This window comes from Acinetobacter sp. AS167, from assembly GCF_037152175.1.
Classification (GTDB): domain Bacteria; phylum Pseudomonadota; class Gammaproteobacteria; order Pseudomonadales; family Moraxellaceae; genus Acinetobacter.
This window is the reverse complement of record NZ_JBBCMP010000007.1, coordinates 115,645-132,313: the sequence shown is the minus strand read 5'-3', so window position 1 is coordinate 132,313 and position 16,669 is coordinate 115,645. Positions and strand designations below refer to the sequence as shown.

At 38.9% G+C, this 16,669-nt stretch carries 13 protein-coding genes; 8 read left to right on the top strand and 5 right to left on the bottom strand.

Annotation, left to right across the window (positions count from 1 at the left end):
- The first annotated feature begins 2 nt into the window (after nucleotides 1-2).
- The 4 genes from WFN33_RS13210 to WFN33_RS13195 all read left to right on the top strand — a co-directional run bounded on the left by WFN33_RS13210 (nucleotide 3) and on the right by WFN33_RS13195 (nucleotide 5,604).
- On the top strand, nucleotides 3-1,994 hold the full coding sequence (locus WFN33_RS13210) for a MacB family efflux pump subunit (RefSeq protein WP_105714400.1): 1,992 nt from the start codon (nucleotides 3-5) through the stop codon (nucleotides 1,992-1,994).
- 22 nt (nucleotides 1,995-2,016) lie between these two features.
- Nucleotides 2,017-3,420, top strand: coding sequence for an efflux transporter outer membrane subunit (locus WFN33_RS13205; protein ID WP_336953543.1), 1,404 nt, complete (start codon nucleotides 2,017-2,019; stop codon nucleotides 3,418-3,420).
- A gap of 138 nt (nucleotides 3,421-3,558) precedes the next feature.
- Nucleotides 3,559-4,515 (top strand): formylglycine-generating enzyme family protein, encoded by a 957-nt coding sequence (locus tag WFN33_RS13200; protein WP_336953542.1) that lies wholly within the window; start codon nucleotides 3,559-3,561, stop codon nucleotides 4,513-4,515.
- 126 nt (nucleotides 4,516-4,641) lie between these two features.
- Nucleotides 4,642-5,604, top strand: a complete 963-nt coding sequence (locus WFN33_RS13195) for a formylglycine-generating enzyme family protein (RefSeq protein WP_336953541.1) — start codon at nucleotides 4,642-4,644, stop codon at nucleotides 5,602-5,604.
- A gap of 147 nt (nucleotides 5,605-5,751) precedes the next feature.
- Here the strand turns inward: WFN33_RS13195 and WFN33_RS13190 are convergent, their stop codons facing one another.
- The 5 genes from WFN33_RS13190 to orn all read right to left on the bottom strand — a co-directional run bounded on the left by WFN33_RS13190 (nucleotide 5,752) and on the right by orn (nucleotide 14,151).
- On the bottom strand, nucleotides 5,752-8,718 hold the full coding sequence (locus WFN33_RS13190) for a hypothetical protein (RefSeq protein ID WP_336953540.1): 2,967 nt from the start codon (nucleotides 8,716-8,718) through the stop codon (nucleotides 5,752-5,754).
- 3 nt (nucleotides 8,719-8,721) lie between these two features.
- On the bottom strand, nucleotides 8,722-11,508 hold the full coding sequence (locus WFN33_RS13185) for a type VI secretion system Vgr family protein (RefSeq protein WP_336953539.1): 2,787 nt from the start codon (nucleotides 11,506-11,508) through the stop codon (nucleotides 8,722-8,724).
- A 173-nt stretch (nucleotides 11,509-11,681) separates the two neighbouring features.
- Nucleotides 11,682-12,485 carry an enoyl-ACP reductase FabI gene (locus WFN33_RS13180; protein ID WP_004725837.1) on the bottom strand — a complete coding sequence of 268 codons (804 nt, stop codon included), beginning with the start codon at nucleotides 12,483-12,485 and terminating at the stop codon, nucleotides 11,682-11,684.
- A gap of 162 nt (nucleotides 12,486-12,647) precedes the next feature.
- Complete coding sequence (locus WFN33_RS13175; RefSeq protein ID WP_004816949.1) at nucleotides 12,648-13,382, bottom strand: Bax inhibitor-1/YccA family protein; 735 nt, start codon at nucleotides 13,380-13,382, stop codon at nucleotides 12,648-12,650.
- Between the two features lie 211 nt (nucleotides 13,383-13,593).
- A complete protein-coding gene (gene orn, locus WFN33_RS13170) occupies nucleotides 13,594-14,151 on the bottom strand; it encodes an oligoribonuclease (RefSeq protein WP_004725833.1) in 558 nt (185 codons plus the stop codon).
- A gap of 122 nt (nucleotides 14,152-14,273) precedes the next feature.
- Here orn and rsgA point away from each other — a divergent pair, with 122 nt between their 5' ends.
- From rsgA to secB, 4 genes are all read left to right on the top strand, one after another.
- Complete coding sequence (rsgA, locus tag WFN33_RS13165; RefSeq protein WP_336953538.1) at nucleotides 14,274-15,332, top strand: small ribosomal subunit biogenesis GTPase RsgA; 1,059 nt, start codon at nucleotides 14,274-14,276, stop codon at nucleotides 15,330-15,332.
- Nucleotides 15,333-15,423: 91 nt separating this feature from the next.
- Complete coding sequence (locus WFN33_RS13160; RefSeq protein WP_004725828.1) at nucleotides 15,424-15,834, top strand: rhodanese-like domain-containing protein; 411 nt, start codon at nucleotides 15,424-15,426, stop codon at nucleotides 15,832-15,834.
- A gap of 16 nt (nucleotides 15,835-15,850) precedes the next feature.
- A complete protein-coding gene (gene grxC / locus WFN33_RS13155; protein WP_004725827.1) occupies nucleotides 15,851-16,108 on the top strand; it encodes a glutaredoxin 3 in 258 nt (85 codons plus the stop codon).
- A gap of 48 nt (nucleotides 16,109-16,156) precedes the next feature.
- Nucleotides 16,157-16,615 carry a protein-export chaperone SecB gene (secB, locus tag WFN33_RS13150; protein ID WP_004725824.1) on the top strand — a complete coding sequence of 153 codons (459 nt, stop codon included), beginning with the start codon at nucleotides 16,157-16,159 and terminating at the stop codon, nucleotides 16,613-16,615.
- Nucleotides 16,616-16,669 lie beyond the last annotated feature (54 nt).

The following is a 16,669-nucleotide window of genomic DNA, read 5'->3' as shown; positions in this document are numbered from 1 at the left end:
GCATGGATCAGAACAATCATCAGATCAAACCTCTACTTGAGGTCAGTAATCTGATTCGTGAGTTCCCTGCGGGTGAATCCACTATTCAGATTTTAAAGAGTATTAACCTTAAAATTTACCCTGGTGAACTGGTTGCTATTGTTGGGCAATCTGGTTCGGGTAAATCGACATTGATGAATATCTTGGGCTGTCTGGATCAACCCACATCAGGTAGTTATCAAGTCAATGGTCGTGAAACAGGTCAACTTGAACCTGACGAACTCGCGCAATTACGCCGTGAATATTTTGGCTTTATTTTCCAGCGCTATCACTTATTGGGTGATTTAAATGCCGCAGGAAACGTTGAAGTTCCAGCAATTTATGCTGGTATGGATCCGAGTGTTCGTCAAAAGCGTTCACATGAAATCTTGACTGACTTAGGACTCGGTGAAAAAACTGAAAACCGTCCAAATCAGCTTTCGGGTGGACAACAACAGCGAGTTTCGATTGCCCGTGCTTTGATGAATGGTGGTGATGTCATCCTTGCGGATGAGCCAACTGGTGCACTAGATAAGCACAGTGGTGTCGAGGTTATGCGTATTTTACGTGAACTCAATGCCAAAGGGCATACCATTATCCTAGTTACACATGATATGAATGTGGCAAAAAATGCGACACGTATCATTGAAATCAGTGATGGTAACATCATCGCGGATAAGCCAAATGTTCCCGAACATGATGATGAGATTGATGTTGTTGTCGACCAAGAACCTAAGTCAAATCGTAAAAAATCATCCAAATGGCGCTCTGCATTAGATCGTTTTGCAGAAGCCTTTCGTATGGCATTGCTGGCAATGAATGCCCACCGTATGCGTACCTTTTTAACCATGCTGGGTATTATTATCGGGATTGCATCTGTGGTCTCGGTGGTGGCTTTGGGCAATGGCTCACAAAAGCAGATTCTTGATAACATCAGCAGTTTAGGCACCAATACCATTACCGTCTTTCAGGGACGTGGCTTTGGTGATAACTCGAAAACAGCACAGTTTAAAACCTTGGTTCCAGCAGATGCTGAAGCACTCTCAGAGCAACCTTATGTCGAAGCAGTCAGTCCAACAGTCAATAGTAGCGTAACAGCGCGTTTTAAAGACACCGAAGCTTCTGCAACCGTCAATGGTGTCAGTGCTGATTTCTTCTATGTACGTGGTATGACCTTTAAATCTGGGCAAGCTTTTGATAAAAACAGTATCACTGGGCGAGCGCAGGATGTGGTGATTGATGCCAATACTGAAAAGACTTTCTTTGCAGATGGCACTAACCCTGTAGGTCAAGTGCTGTTATTGGGGAGTGTTCCAAGCCGAATCATTGGTGTGATTGATGCACAGCAAGGTTTTATGGGCAACTCAGACAGTCTCAATGTTTATCTGCCTTATTCAACCGTCATGAGCCGAATGTTAGGCCAATCCAATGTCCGTAGCATCATCGTGCGTATTAAAGATGAATATCCAACTGCAGTTGCTGAAAATGCCATTTTAAGCTTGTTGGAACAACGCCATGGCGCACAAGATGTCTTTACTCAAAACTCTGACAGTATTCGTCAAACCATTGAACAGACCACTCAAACCATGACTTTACTGGTTTCAGCCATTGCGGTGATTTCCTTGGTTGTCGGTGGTATTGGGGTAATGAACATCATGTTGGTGTCGGTGACCGAGCGTACCCAAGAAATCGGTGTGCGTATGGCTGTAGGTGCTCGGCAAAGTGACATTCTGCAACAGTTCCTGATCGAAGCTGTTTTGGTGTGTATTTTGGGCGGTATCTTAGGGGTCCTACTCTCTTTAGGCATTGGACAGTTGATTGGTCATATTGCCAAAGGCAGTTTCCAAATGGCGTATTCAAGCACCTCAATCATTGCGGCATTTGTATGTTCAACCTTGATTGGTGTGGTATTTGGATTTATCCCAGCTCGCAATGCAGCGCAGCTCAATCCTGTTGATGCACTTTCGCGTGAATAACCGAAGAATAAGGAAATTATTAATGCAAATGAATTTAAGCAAACTTGCAAGTGCCTTGATTCTTGGGAGTTCATTGGTCGGTTGTGCCGCTGTGGTTAAAACCCCATACGAGGCCCCTGCTGTGCAAATTCCAAATGGTTTTGTTTATGACAATGCAAAATCTAAACACGTTCAGGCAGATTTATATGCAGATCAGTGGTGGACCTTATTTGGTGATGCTCAGTTAAATCAACTGGTCAATCAAGTGATTCAACGTAATGCTGATTTGGCTGTCGCAGGGATTAACCTACAAACAGCCCGTTTAAGAGCTGGCTTAGCGCGTGACCAACAAGGTCCTCGTGTTAATTCTGGAGTATCTACAGGCCATAGCTTTGACCTTCATTCAGGTGATGATGCTGCCAAAGGCCTATCACTCAGTGCGGGTGTCAGTTATGAAGTGGATTTGTTTGGAAAATTAGCACGTCAAACTGAAGCATCGAAGTGGGAATCTTTAGCCACTGAACAAGACTTACAAGCGACTGGGCAGACCTTAATTGCCACAACCGCAAATTTATATTGGCAATTGGGTTACTTAAATGAACGCTATAGCTCTGTCCAACAAAGCCTAGCTGCTACTCAAAAAACCTTTGAATTGGTGCGTACTCAATATCGCGCTGGCGCAGTTTCAGGACTAGATTTGACTCAAGCTGAGCAATCGGTACAAAGCCAAAAAGCCAGTTTAAGTCAGATTGAACAGCAACGTGTTGAAACACGTACCGCTTTGGCCGTGTTATTACAAATACCTGTGCAACAGTTAAATATTCAAGAACCACAGCAATTACCGCAGATCAGTCTACCCAATATCTCAGCAGGTTTGCCGGCAGATATTTTGTCGCGCCGTCCTGATTTAAAAGCAGCCGAATTGCGTTTACGTGAATCTTTGGCGACCAAAGATGCCACCAAAGCCAGCTATTATCCTTCAATCAGTTTGACGGGGAGTTTAGGTTCAACCAGCACATCATTGACAAATTTATTGAAAAATCCTGCACTGACTTTAGGCGCAAGCTTAAGCCTGCCGTTTTTGCAATATAATGATATGCAAAAGAATTTAAAAATCAGTGAACTGGACTATGAAAAAGCCATTGTTCAATATCGCAATACCTTGTACCAAGCTTTTGCAGATACTGAAAATGCATTGTCGAATCGTACTGAGCTAGATAAACAAGTCGCCTTTCAACAAAAGAACTTGGAACTTGCGGAAAAAACAGAACGTTTGACCAATGTACGCTATCGTAATGGTGCAATTGCTTTAAAAAATGTTTTGGATGCTCAAGAAACCACGCGTAGTGCTCGTTTGTCTTTAGTCCAAGCCAAGCAAAGCCAATACAATGCTTATGTCACTTTGATGCAAGCTTTGGGTGGTAGTCCGATTAAGCAATTACCTTAAGAATGTGTTGAGATGAGAAAGCCCTGAGGGGCTTTTTTTAAAATTACCATTTGAATAACACAAACGCTCTTTCCGAAAGATTCAATTTACCTTATGATTGATTTATATTTAGTCAACTCCATAATTTAAAACAATATAATGAAACATAATATAATCGCTATTTTACTCTCGAGCTTAGCCTTATCTGCTTGTGCAAAAACCACCAACGAGACACATACCAATTCAACAGATAAAAAGTTCAATGAAAAAAATGATGTCGAGTTACAACAAAGAATTAAAACACTGGTAGACAAAACCAAAAAGAATATGATTTTTGTACAAGGTGGAACGTTTATGATGGGGGACTTCGGTGAACTCGTCAATAAAGGAAAATTACCCTTTGATGGCGATGGTCATAGTAAACCTTTACACAAAGTCACTTTAGATAGTTATAGCCTAAATGCTTATAAGTCCAGTTATGAAGACTTAGACACTTATAGTGCAGCAACAGGGCAACCCAAAGTTATGAATGATCCTGATTTACAAGGTAAAAGATATAAAGATGCAGCTGCAGGGCTTAATTGGTATCAAGCACGCGACTATTGTCAATGGTTAGGTCAACAATTAAATGTGCCAATGGACTTACCAACTGAAGCACAATGGGAATATGCTGCTCGTAACCGTGGACAACAAGTGGTCTATCCCACCGATAATGGTAAAGTAGAATATGGTAAAAACTTTAATAGTTATGAACAACAACAAGCATTCACAGAAACTGTTGCAGAGAATTCGATAATACTCATCACTCAACTCGGTGCCCATCAGCCTACTCCATTAGGTTTTTACGATTTAATCAATGAAAACTTAGAATGGGTCGCTGATTGGTATGCACCTGACTATTATTCAAAATCGCCTGAAAAAAACCCCAAAGGGCCTGAGACAGGTACTGCAAAAGTACTTAGAAGTACCAATATTAATGATGAATATATGATTCGGACTGCTTTTGGCTTTACTTTTTCAAGAATGTTCATGGAACCTAAAAAGCCAAATGATGAATTATCCTACTATACTACCTCTGTTAGATGTGCGGCCAATAGCCCTAAACCTTTATCCTAAATTGTCTTTGTTATAAAACTCAAAGCTCGTTTGACCTTTATATTTTTTAACAGAATCAACCTTTATATCGTGCAAATTAGCAGTTAAGATAAAAACTAAAATACTGATAGTCTTATTTAAAAAATGATGAAACACAATATAATCGCTATTTTACTCTCGAGCTTAGCCTTATCTGCTTGTGCAAAAACAACCAACGAGACACATACCAATTCAACAGCTCAAAAGTCCAATGAAAAAAATGATCTTGAGTTACAACAAAGAATTAAAACACTGGTAGACAAAACCAAAAAGAACATGATTTTTGTACAGGGTGGAACGTTTATGATGGGTGACTTTGGTGAACTCGTGAATAAAGGGAAATTACCCTTTGATGGCGATGGACATAGTAAACCTTTACACAAGGTCACTTTAGATAGTTATAGCCTAAATGCATATAAGTCCAGTTATGAAGACCTAGACATCTATAGTTCAGCAACAGGACAACCCAAAGTTATGAACGATCCTGATATCATTGACAAGAGATATAAAGATGCTGCAGCTGGACTCAATTGGCAACAAGCACGTGATTATTGCCAATGGTTAGGTCAACAATTAAATGTACCTATGGACTTACCAACCGAAGCGCAGTGGGAATATGCTGCTCGTAACCGCGGTCAACAAGTGGTCTACCCCACCGATAATGGTAAAGTAGAATATGGTAAAAACTTTAATAGTTATCAACAACAAAAAGATTTCTCTCGTAAAGTTTCAGGGGATGCCATCATTTTAGTTTCTCAATTAGGTGCATACCAACCCACTCCATTAGGTTTTTATGATTTAATCAATGAAAATTTAGAATGGGTCGCTGACTGGTATGCGCCCGATTATTATTCTAAATCACCTGAAAAAAACCCCAAAGGACCTGAAACAGGTACAGCAAAAGTACTAAGAAGCACCAATACCAGAGATGAATATATGATTCGAACTGCTTTTGGCTTTACATTTTCAAGAACGTTTAAAGAACCTAATTTGCAAGGTCATGACTTTGAAGATTACTATAGAACTTCAGTGAGATGTGCAGCAAATAGTCTCAGCCCAATACAAAAATAAGATTAAATCTAGGTCCATTGGTCTAAGCCTTTAGCATATCTTTCTTACCTAGAGAAAATGCTAAATTTAATTTTTAAATAATTAAAAAAGGCGCTTAGTAAATAAAATGTATAAATTACTTGTTATTCATTAAGCACCTTTATTTGCCTAAGTTAAATATGTGTCATTATCGGGTTCCGAAAATAATGGTCTATCATTGACACTCGCTAAATATAAAATTTCATTATTTTCTTCATATCCTTGCATAATTTTGACTTGTTTAAAAATACTATCATCCTGATTATAAGCAATTTGTGGTAAAGGCCACGTTTTAATACCTTCCAAACTCGTTCTTGCTTCTATAAAGTCTTTAACCCATTTATTGGTAGGTCCGGTATATTTTGTATTGCTATTTAAAGCCAAAACAATATTATCTATTTGAAACCGCACCAAGTTTAAACCGCTGGCTAAAAAATTGATAATATGTCTTTCTAAATTTTTCTGACCACCAGTTATTTTTTCACCCTCTGCATTTATTCGTTCTATAATATTTTTCCATTCATTTACATGCAATGTTGATTTAAAAATATTAACAATTGCTGTTTTTCTTTGATCCAAATAATGAATACCGTCCCAATCTACAGCTGGAAAATCATCATAATGCGCCCAACGAGTATTCCAATGGCATAGTGAATATATCAAAATCCCTTTGGAATTGGGTGTTAAACCAATCAATGACTGTAAATTATTATTAATATTTTGAGCACAGGCCAATTTTGCCTCTTCAGATTTAATTGTAGCTGTCCATTTCCTAAAATCACTAGATACAGCTTCAAAAAAGCGAGATGTATTTTTTAGCTGGATTGAATATTTTTTTAAAATTGTATAATCATTATTTGCTGCAAGCATCGCAAAAAGTTGTGACAATTGTTCAAATAAGTCAGTAGCAATATAGGCCAAATGCATAAAACCCATTTTCAGTAAATTCTTTTTGATAAACAGCATTAAAGATACTAAATCTTTAGGATTAACTTCTAAATCAACCGCACCTTTTGCCCCAACCCCATAACATAAATGAGCAGCCAATTTAATTCTTATCGAACCATTTGTGTGAATATACATATAAAAATTAAATTCTGCTCCTGCACCCCCACTGACTCCAGCGGTAAATGCTGCTTTTGCTAATGTTTCAAACTTAGGGTCTCCACTTGATTCACGAGGATTGCCATTTGCATTAAACCACTGCAATTCAACTTTTGGAGTGAGTGCTAACTGAGCGCCAGCAAAAGCCTTGACTTCCACTTGAGCTTTATTTAGCACATCAGGAGGTATATCTTCATTGCTTTTAACTTCTACTTTTAAGCCTTTTACTGCATCTACTGCATCTTTCATCGATTTTTTAGGATCATGTGAAATTGCTTGTAGTTTTTGATAGCCTGCAACGTTACCAATCGCGACACTCATTTGACCTGCAATTGCTAGATTTGCACCTGCAAATCCTTGTAATGCTGCACCTGCAACAACTCTAATTGTCGCAATGGGATCTCCATCATCAAAAACAATACTCCAACCGTATTTAGATGGCCAAAAAAAGTCCCAATTTGCTCGTCCCTCAAATAATACAAATTTTGCAGCCGCCTTCGCCTCAGCCTTACCATGTAAATGCTCTTTAGACAGATTAAGAGTAGCTTCTGTGCCATTTGTACCGACGAACCTCATCCACTGAGCATCAACAGTGAGTTCATCATTTTCACTCATCATATTATATTGATTAGAGTACTCTCCACCAACACGTCCCAACACAGGTAAATACAAGTCTCGGATACTTTTTTCATCTGCTGACTTTGATTTGTAATTTGCTAATTCAATGCCAACACCATTGATAAACTTTTTTAAGCTATTACTAAACTCTTGGGGATTAGATGTGCTTATCTCATCTGTTCCTTCTCTGGAATTTGCCCCTGTATCACTGGTAATTTTTATTTTAGTTGTGCTTTTATTTATCCTTTGAGTTCTTAACTCTTCAATTCTACGCCTGTTGGCATATCTTCTTAAGATATTCGGATTCCCATTTGAATTTCCACTTGCCTCTATTACAAGAACCTCTTGAATTTCTGCACTATTTTTAAATTCTCCATTAATTTTATCTAGTGCTTCTTTTTTCGCAATACCCAGTCTTTCTTCTATTTTCTTAATGTCAGATGGGCTTCTAGACTCAAGCTGTAATTCTAAATCCTTTTTATTCTTATAGATTGAAGATATAGATTTCTCAAAATCTTTAGTCAATTTATCAAATGGCTTAAAAACATCCATCGGTAAAATATAAATTTCATTAGATTCTGGAACAATGATTATTGGTAACGTTGTTTTAGCGCCTAAGCTCGCTGTATAAGTTTCTTTAGGATTTGTAGTGGTACTACTCAATTTAATTTCAAAAGCATGAAAATTCCCTTTGGTTGAAGCAACCAAAGGTGCCATTAATTGGGATTTAAATTTATGTCCATTCAGATCAAATTCGATATAGGTTTTATTATCAGTATACAAAAGATTGGATATCGATTTTTCATTCAATACACTTGGTTTAATTTGTTTGGATGAAGCATCCAACCTTTCATTCTTTTCATTAAATATTCTATAACCGCCTTTGGGGAAATACTTTATCTTTCCACCCAACCTCATAAAAACCTGATATAAAACAAAAGCATTTTGCAATACCTCAATTTTTTTCTCTACAGTAACTGTTTCTTTTTTTATAGGCTTTAAATCTAGCTTTTGATTAAATACTGACCTCGTATCAATATAGCTATAACTTTCAGCATTTATTCTATAAATTCCATTTTTCCCGTCTCTTGTCTCAGGCTTCTTACCATTAACCCAAATAGTCACTTCTGCATTTAAATAAGCATCAAAATATATTGCTCTTGTCTCTCCTTTACTATTCGTTGAAAAAGAGTCTTGAGCTAATGTACCTCCACCTAGTGAGCTTAAATCTTTTACGATGAGCTTATAATTTACTCCTGCAAGTGAGTTTCCCACATTATCTTTAACAACCAAAATAAGTTTATTATTTTTTGGTTGTAGATTAGCTTTAAAAATGTCTTTATTTTGATTATTTTTTAATGGAAAGCCTCCCATAATTTATTCCTCTACTTTCAAATTGTAGCTATTAATATTTTCATCTTCTATATAAATAGAAATATTTTCTGGTGACCCTGTTGTTACTTTTTTAGTTTTTCCTTGGCTATCTGTAATACCCTGTATAACCTCACCATTTTGTAAAATCATTAAGTACTTTTTGTTCGCTAATGGATTTCCAAATAAATCTTTTGCTTCATAAGTTAAATAACAAGGTGTTTCTTTGAATTCATGAGATTTCATCTCAACCTTCGCACCACTGGTAAATTTCTGTTGTCCCGACTTCACCTCAAACAAACCACCTGTAGTTGCAAATACCCCTGAACCATTGATCTTTAACTCAGAACCATCCCCTATCAGTCTGATTTCTTTCGGGCTGGTAATATAAACTGCTTCTTCAGTAGAGATAATTTGAATACCTTTACGTGCAATCAAATCCGCACCATCGCCTTGTGCTTGGATTTCAACTTTACCTTTTCCAGCAAATAACCTTGCCCCTTCCTGTGCCGCAAAAAGACTGATCTTAGCACTGGCATGCCCAATCAAAGCCTTTTGTGTGCTTAGGTTGATACTGTCGCCTGCGGTATGACTGATTTGCCCATCTGCTGAAAGATGAATATCTTCGTTACTGGCAAGCGCAATCGAATTAGGGGAAGCCAACATCATCACCGCAGACTTAAATGCATCTGCTTTTTTCGGATCTTGTTGGTCTAGTGTATTGATAAATCCTTTTATTCTTTCCAACACTTCCAAAGGATCAGTTTGCTGATTCTTGGCAACTTCACTTAAGGCCTTAGAATTATTTAGGCTGCTTTCTAACTGACTTTTCGCGGCTGTTGCATCAAGGTGATTGCCTGAAGCTGAATCTTGAGCATAGGTACTGAGTAGTAGGCCTTGCCCTGCACGTACTGCACCCCATTGGTCTGTTCTTAGTTCAAAGCCTTCGCCTCGTCCTTCACTGGTATCAGTTTCTTTAGGATGACTCAGATTACCGAGGTTAAGTTGACTCGCACCGTGACTGCTTTGTAGCTGGCTGCTGATTTGGTCTGTGGTATCGTCAAATCTAAGCTGGCCATAGCCACTGCCTTTAACTTCTCGACTTTTGATCCCTGCTAGTTTTTTAGTATCAGGCAATTGCCCTTTGTCATCAAATTTCGTTGGGCTTCGTTGCGCTTCATGGATACGCCCCACCACAAATGGTCGGTCAATATTGCCATCAAAGAAATCTATCACGACAATCTCACCAATCCTCGGTAAGAACCGCGCACCATAGTCTTCACCTGCCCACGGGGTCAGTACATCCACCCAAGCGGAATCAGTGTCGTTGTCATTGCTCCCTGCACCACCATCATGACTATGATCTTCATTGCGGGTAAATAGGAAGCGAACTTTAATGCGCCCCCATTCATCGACATGAATTTCTTCTCCACTTGGCCCAACTACTTTGGCTCGTTGTGGATGGGTACTAGGACGATGTTGTAGTGGATGGTATTCCGGAACAGTGGTGATATTACGGCGTTGTAGTACCAATTGATTGGCTTGGCGTTCTGGGTTGTTTGGATCTGCTTTATTTTCGTTTACCCAATTACTTTGTTGGAGCAAGCGATTGATTTGCTCGCTCAGGTCTTTGGGTAAGTTGTTCTGGTTATAGAATGTCTTTGACGTGATCAGAAACTCTTTGTCTGAGCCAATGTGTTGGTCTATTTCTGGGTGTTCGTTTAGCTCAAACCAATACCCCACTTGTGCATCGCGTACAGTGGAATTGGCTATAAATTGTTTGGATTGAGCATCGTAATAATGGCTCAGGTTTTGGTTAATCTTTTCAATCTGATTGTTATTTGAAGCGGTTGCTTGATCTTCACCGTTCAGGTCTTGAATCCATGCTGGGCTAATATGCCAAGCCTGTTCTAAACCAAGACTGGCATTGTTTTGATTTTGACTATGTTGGTGTTTGCTTTGGACACTACCTGCGCCCTCTTCTTGTTCTAACACATCTGCTTGCCAGCGTTGTACGTGAACAGCGGTGGGTTGTAAGCTACGTTGCCCGATAAAGCTGGTGATGCTGTCTTGTTGTTCTGTGGCACTGCTACGATGAAAGCGAATCTTTCTTCGTTCTAGCGCTTTGTATTCGTTATTATCATCCACCAAACGCAGTTTTTGTGGTTGAATTTGAGTCGCAGAACTAGGCACAATCAACTGTGCTTCATCAATCAGCCAGTTGATCCCCTCACTGCGCATCAAGCGGCTTAAAAATGCGTAGTCACTTTCGTTGCTCTGCATGATGAATGGTCGGATATCGTAATCTTTTTTCAGTCCACTTTTATCGAGGCTTAGACTCGATGCAAAGAGTGGGCTTTTATCTTGCCATTCTTTAAACAGCGTTTCTATCACTTGCACAACCGACTTGTTCATAAACACTCGGCTATTACGGCGTTTATGCCACAGTGAAGTGGCATCTTCGAGTTTGAGTTTATATAGCGTGAGTGCGCCATCACTTTGCCCTTGTGCGGCTTCAGTAATCACCCCTGTACTACGAAACAGTTGTCCATGATCTGTGACTTGATCAATCGCCACTTGGCTACCGATAAATTGTTTAAGTGGAATCACAGCCGAAGTGGCAAGGCAAATCAGTTCAATAGACACACCTTGGTTTAGACCATGTTGTCCATCGATGCGTTGTAAGAAGACTTGAGCAGTCAAATCAGGATTGCTAAATTGGATATGCAAGGCTCGTTTTTGCGCAGTCAATCCAAGGTGTTGCAGAGCCGAAAATATATTGGCAAAATTCATTTTCTTATCAAACTTAAAATAATATTAATATTTATGAATATTTAATCAAAAAAAACGATTGAATCCTAGTTTATTGATCGGTTAATTTTTTAAAATTTGTAAAAAAACCTCAATATTCACGTTTTAATATTGAGGTTTATGTCTTTAATTCAATCAGTTAAATAAACTTAACTTTATTCGCTATCCATCATCGACTGGCTCATACCGACCGTATTAAAACCAGCATCGACATACAGAATTTCACCTGTGATCCCATTTGCCCAAGGTGAGCATAGGAATAAGGCTGCATTACCAACGTCTTCAATCGTCACATTACGTTTTAACGGTGCAATTTTTTCATTGGCATCTAACATTTTACGGAAAGATTTAATCCCAGATGCCGCTAAAGTACGGATTGGACCTGCTGAAATTGCATTTACACGGATACCCTCAGCACCTAAGCTTGATGCTAAATAACGTACCCCTGCTTCCAAAGATGCTTTCGCCATACCCATAACATTATAGTTTGGCATAACAGACTCTGAACCTTGGTAAGTTAAAGTCAATAAACAGCCTTGGCGAGCCAACAATAAAGGTTTTGCTGCACGAGCCATAGCAACAAAACTATAAGCACTGATGTCATGAGCAATTTTAAAACCTTCACGATCTGTGACGTCCGTGAAATCACCATCAAGTGTATGCGCAGGTGCAAAGCCGATTGAATGTACAACACCATCCAAACCATCCCAATGCTTTGCTAATTCAGCAAATGCGTGGTCAATCTCAGCATCCACAGCAACATCACAAGGGAAAACTAAAGTAGAACCGAATTGTTCTGCAAAATCATCTACACGTTTTTTTAGTTTATCGTTTGGATAAGTAAATGCGAGTTCTGCACCTTCACGATGTAATGCCTGAGCAATACCAAATGCAATGGATAATTTACTTGCAATACCCGCGATTAAAAAGCGTTTACCTGCCAATAGTCCTTGTGCCATGAAATTCTCACCTGATCAATTTTGTAAGCATAATGCCAAGTCTTGACCCATAACTAAATTGCATAATGCATCTTTTTTTTAAAAGTTTACTAAAAACATAAAAAAAGGCGCACTCAATCGAGTGCGCCTTTTTAAATCTATCAATCTATATAAAGGGAATAATTAATCATCACCTTGCAACAAGCTCAATAAACGTAAGAATGAATAGTACATCCAGACCAATGTTGCCAATAAAGCGATACCACATAACCATTCATAAGCTTTCGGCGCACGTTGTGCAGCAGCAGATTCAATCAAATCAAAATCAAGAATCAAGTTCAATGATGCGATCACCGCAACAAATGCAGCAAAACCAATACCTAAAATGCTACTTTCAAATAAGAATGGAATGCTTGAACCAAAAGCCAAACGCATAATGAACTGCACCACAAAAACCAATGCAATTGCGATAGATGCTGAAATCACAATAGATTTAAATTTTTCAGTTGCACGAATAATTTGGAATTTATATAAACCAAACATCACTAAAGTTGTGATAAAGGTAGCTAAAAGTGCTTGTAATGGTACGCCCGGAAACTTCAGCTGGAAGATCACTGAAACACCACCCAAAAATGCACCTTCAAAGAATGCATAAGGAATAGCTAAAACACGTGCGGTATTCGGTTTAAATGTAGCAACCAATCCAAGAATCAAACCACCAATTGCACCGACCATTGCGGCAGCATAGGCAATTCCAACATTCATTGTGGTAAAGCTATAGAAAAAAATTCCAACACCGAGTATGGCCGCAATAACAGTCAATAAAACTGATTTTTGAATTGCGCCTTGTACAGTCATTGGCTGTTCATAATCTGCATACGTTTCCGCACGCGTTAAAATTGGGTTATTACTTTGCATAGTCAATCTCTTTGTAATAATTCAAATATATATAAGGATATTAAAACGTTTTTTATGCAAACAATTTGAACTGCTTGCTATTTTTTGTAACGAGTTGTCAGAGGACATCAGCTTTAGTATAGCTTAAAAAACCAAAATGCATAGCAAAAAAAGAGGCTAAAAAGCCTCTTGTTTCAATCTGATATGTAATGAGATTTAACCACTCAGATGATTAATCTTGATTGGCGATAAAGAAATACTGACGATAATATTTAAGTTCAGCAATCGAATCGCGGATATCATCCATTGCCAAATGTGAAGCATTTTTCTTTAAACCGCTCATAATTTCAGGTCTCCAGCGTTTTGCTAACTCTTTCACTGAAGACACGTCCAAATTACGATAATGGAAGAATTGTTCAAGCTCAGGCATTAAACGGTGCATAAAACGGCGATCTTGGCAAATTGAATTACCACACATTGGCGAAGTTTTAGGATTAATCCATTTCTTCAAAAATTCTAAGGTTTGCTGCTCTGCATCTTGCGCTGTGAGTTTACTACGACGTACTCGTTCAATCAGCCCTGACTGACCATGTTGTTTGGTGTTCCACTCATCCATTGCATTGAGGATAACATCTGATTGATGCACTGCGAGTACAGGCCCTTCCGCCAAAATGTTCAAATGATCATCTGTTACAATTGTCGCAATTTCAATGATCTTGTCATTATCTGTATCTAAACCTGTCATCTCTAGGTCGATCCAAATTAAGCGGGTATCCGGAGTGCTGCTCATATAGTGCAATCTTATTAGGCCAATAAAAAATGAATAGTAGCAAATTTCTTACATCTTCGCTGTAATTCATTCGCCTGTCATGGTATTTTTGCCTTCTCATTTTTAAGGTTTTTAGGATATGAATGGCTTTAATTCGTAAACGTCGTTTAACTGAACAGCAGCAACGCCGCATTCAGAAACAACATAAAACACGTCAAGAAGAAATCGACACTTCCAATGACCTTGAAGGTCTTGTTGTTCAGCATTATGGACGACAACTCGAAGTACAAGCCCTTTCTGTTCCTACTCAACATCCGCAAAAACCCATCGTCAATGAAGGTGATCCAGAGCCCTTTTGGAAACCGATTGAATTAGGCAGTGTTTGGCGCTGTCATACACGAACCAATTTAGAGCTGTTAGTGACGGGCGACAAAGTTCAATGGCAAGCAGATCCCAATACAGGTTTAGGCATCATCACCGCCATTCATCCAAGGACTTCATTGTTAACACGTCCCGATCGTTATCATAAAGTTAAACCTGTGGCAGCCAATATCAGTTTAATTGTCATCGTCTTTGCAACTCTGCCTGAGCCAGCACCCACGCTGATTGATCGCTATTTAGTGGCATGTACGGATGCAGATATTCCAGTCCTTTTGGTATTAAACAAATCAGATTTACTCAAAGAAAATGACCCTATTTTAGATCTGATTAAAGAATATCAAGACTTAGGCTATGAAGTACTGATTACTCAGTCTGAAGGTGATATTAGCGAATTAAAGCAACGACTCGACAACGAAACTGTTGCTTTCGTTGGGCAATCAGGTGTCGGCAAAAGTACCTTGATTAATGTCATCGTTCCTGATGCAGAGCAGAAGACCAATATTATTTCTGAAAACTCGGCGCTCGGACAACATACAACGACCTCTACCCGTTTGATTCGTTTTGGTGAAAATGGTGCCTTGATCGACTCGCCCGGCATCCGTGAATTTGGGCTTTGGCATTTGAGCCTAGAAAAGATTGATGCTGGCTTTCCTGAAATTTCGAACTTGATTGGGCATTGCCAATATCGTAATTGCACGCACACGCATGAGAAACAGTGCGCCATTAAAAAAGCGGTAGAAAATGGTGAAATTCTAGCCAGACGACATGAAAGTTATTTACGCTTAATTGAAGAAATCACTGATGCGCAACAAAAAAATTAAATTTCTTCTTTGAGAACCTTGAAGCGGTGATTTTGATCACCATATATATACGCTATACTCGACGCAATTTTTGATTGTAATTAGGTGACTTGTGGAACGTTGGTTTGAGTTTATGGGGAATCACCCCTTCTTATTTGGTATTTTAGGGGTACTGGCGATCTTGTTCTTTATTTTTGAAGGACAACGCAGTGGTCGTAAGATTTCACCACAATCACTTGGTATTTTAGTAAAAGCTAAAAATGCGATGTTGATTGATTTACGCGATGCTAAAGATTTCCGTGAAGGTCATGTGAGTGGCAGCCGCAACATTCCATACAGTCAAATTGCCAGTCACATTGAAGAGTTAAAAACTGCTGACCGTCCTTTAGTATTTATCTGTAACTTAGGTCAAGTTGCAGGAAGTGCTTTGCAACAAGTCGGCCATGCAGACAGCTATCGTCTTGATGGTGGTATCAGTAACTGGAAAGCCCAAGGCTTGCCATTAGTTAAAGCTAAAAAATAAGCTTAAGGAGCTCAACATGACTGCTGAAGTAAAAGTATATTCAACAACTTTTTGCCCATACTGTGTACGTGCGAAATCTCTACTTGAGCGTAAAGGTGTTGCTTTTACCGAAATCAATCTCGATGAAGAAGCACCTGAAGTTAAGACTGAGCTGATCCAGAAAACTCGACACCGTACAGTGCCACAAATTTTTATTAATAATGAATTTATCGGTGGTTTTGACCAGCTTTATGCTTTAGAAAAAGCCGGCAAACTCGATGAGTTACTTGGTTAATCCACAACTTAATTAATGAATCACTTCTTAAAATTTAAGGAATAAAGAATGAGTGAAGAACAACAAGCTCAACCACAACTTGCTTTAGAACGTATTTATACAAAAGACATTTCTTTTGAAGTACCTGGGGCTCAAGTTTTTACCAAAGAATGGCAACCTGAATTAAACATCAACTTGTCTTCTGCTGCTGAAAAAGTGGATGCAACCCACTTTGAAGTGTCTTTAAAAGTTGTTGTGCAAGCGAACAATGCTGGCGATACAGCATTTATCGTCGATGTAACACAATCAGGTATTTTCTTGATTGATGGTATTGAAGAAGACCGTCTTCCATACATCTTAGGTGCTTACTGCCCGAACATTTTGTTCCCATTCTTGCGTGAAGCAGTTAATGATCTTGTAACGAAAGGTAGCTTCCCTCAATTACTTCTTACGCCAATCAATTTTGATGCAGAGTTTGAAGCAAATATGGAACGTGCCCAAGGCGCTGCTGCTGAAGGCCAAGCTTAATTTCTCAGTAATTAAGTTTAAAAGACCGCGCTATGCGGTCTTTTTTATGTTTGA

What these genes read in the sequence shown, in the direction of transcription:
- WFN33_RS13175 (WP_004816949.1), bottom strand. Translation starts at nt 13,382, where the DNA reads ATGCAAAGTAATAACCCAATTTTAACGCGTGCGGAAACGTATGCAGAT.
- WFN33_RS13185 (WP_336953539.1), bottom strand. Translation starts at nt 11,508, where the DNA reads ATGAATTTTGCCAATATATTTTCGGCTCTGCAACACCTTGGATTGACT.
- WFN33_RS13195 (WP_336953541.1), top strand. Translation starts at nt 4,642, where the DNA reads ATGAAACACAATATAATCGCTATTTTACTCTCGAGCTTAGCCTTATCT.
- rsgA (WP_336953538.1), top strand. Translation starts at nt 14,274, where the DNA reads ATGGCTTTAATTCGTAAACGTCGTTTAACTGAACAGCAGCAACGCCGC.
- orn (WP_004725833.1), bottom strand. Translation starts at nt 14,151, where the DNA reads ATGAGCAGCACTCCGGATACCCGCTTAATTTGGATCGACCTAGAGATG.
- grxC (WP_004725827.1), top strand. Translation starts at nt 15,851, where the DNA reads ATGACTGCTGAAGTAAAAGTATATTCAACAACTTTTTGCCCATACTGT.
- WFN33_RS13205 (WP_336953543.1), top strand. Translation starts at nt 2,017, where the DNA reads ATGCAAATGAATTTAAGCAAACTTGCAAGTGCCTTGATTCTTGGGAGT.
- WFN33_RS13190 (WP_336953540.1), bottom strand. Translation starts at nt 8,718, where the DNA reads ATGGGAGGCTTTCCATTAAAAAATAATCAAAATAAAGACATTTTTAAA.
- WFN33_RS13200 (WP_336953542.1), top strand. Translation starts at nt 3,559, where the DNA reads ATGAAACATAATATAATCGCTATTTTACTCTCGAGCTTAGCCTTATCT.
- WFN33_RS13180 (WP_004725837.1), bottom strand. Translation starts at nt 12,485, where the DNA reads ATGGCACAAGGACTATTGGCAGGTAAACGCTTTTTAATCGCGGGTATT.
- secB (WP_004725824.1), top strand. Translation starts at nt 16,157, where the DNA reads ATGAGTGAAGAACAACAAGCTCAACCACAACTTGCTTTAGAACGTATT.
- WFN33_RS13210 (WP_105714400.1), top strand. Translation starts at nt 3, where the DNA reads ATGGATCAGAACAATCATCAGATCAAACCTCTACTTGAGGTCAGTAAT.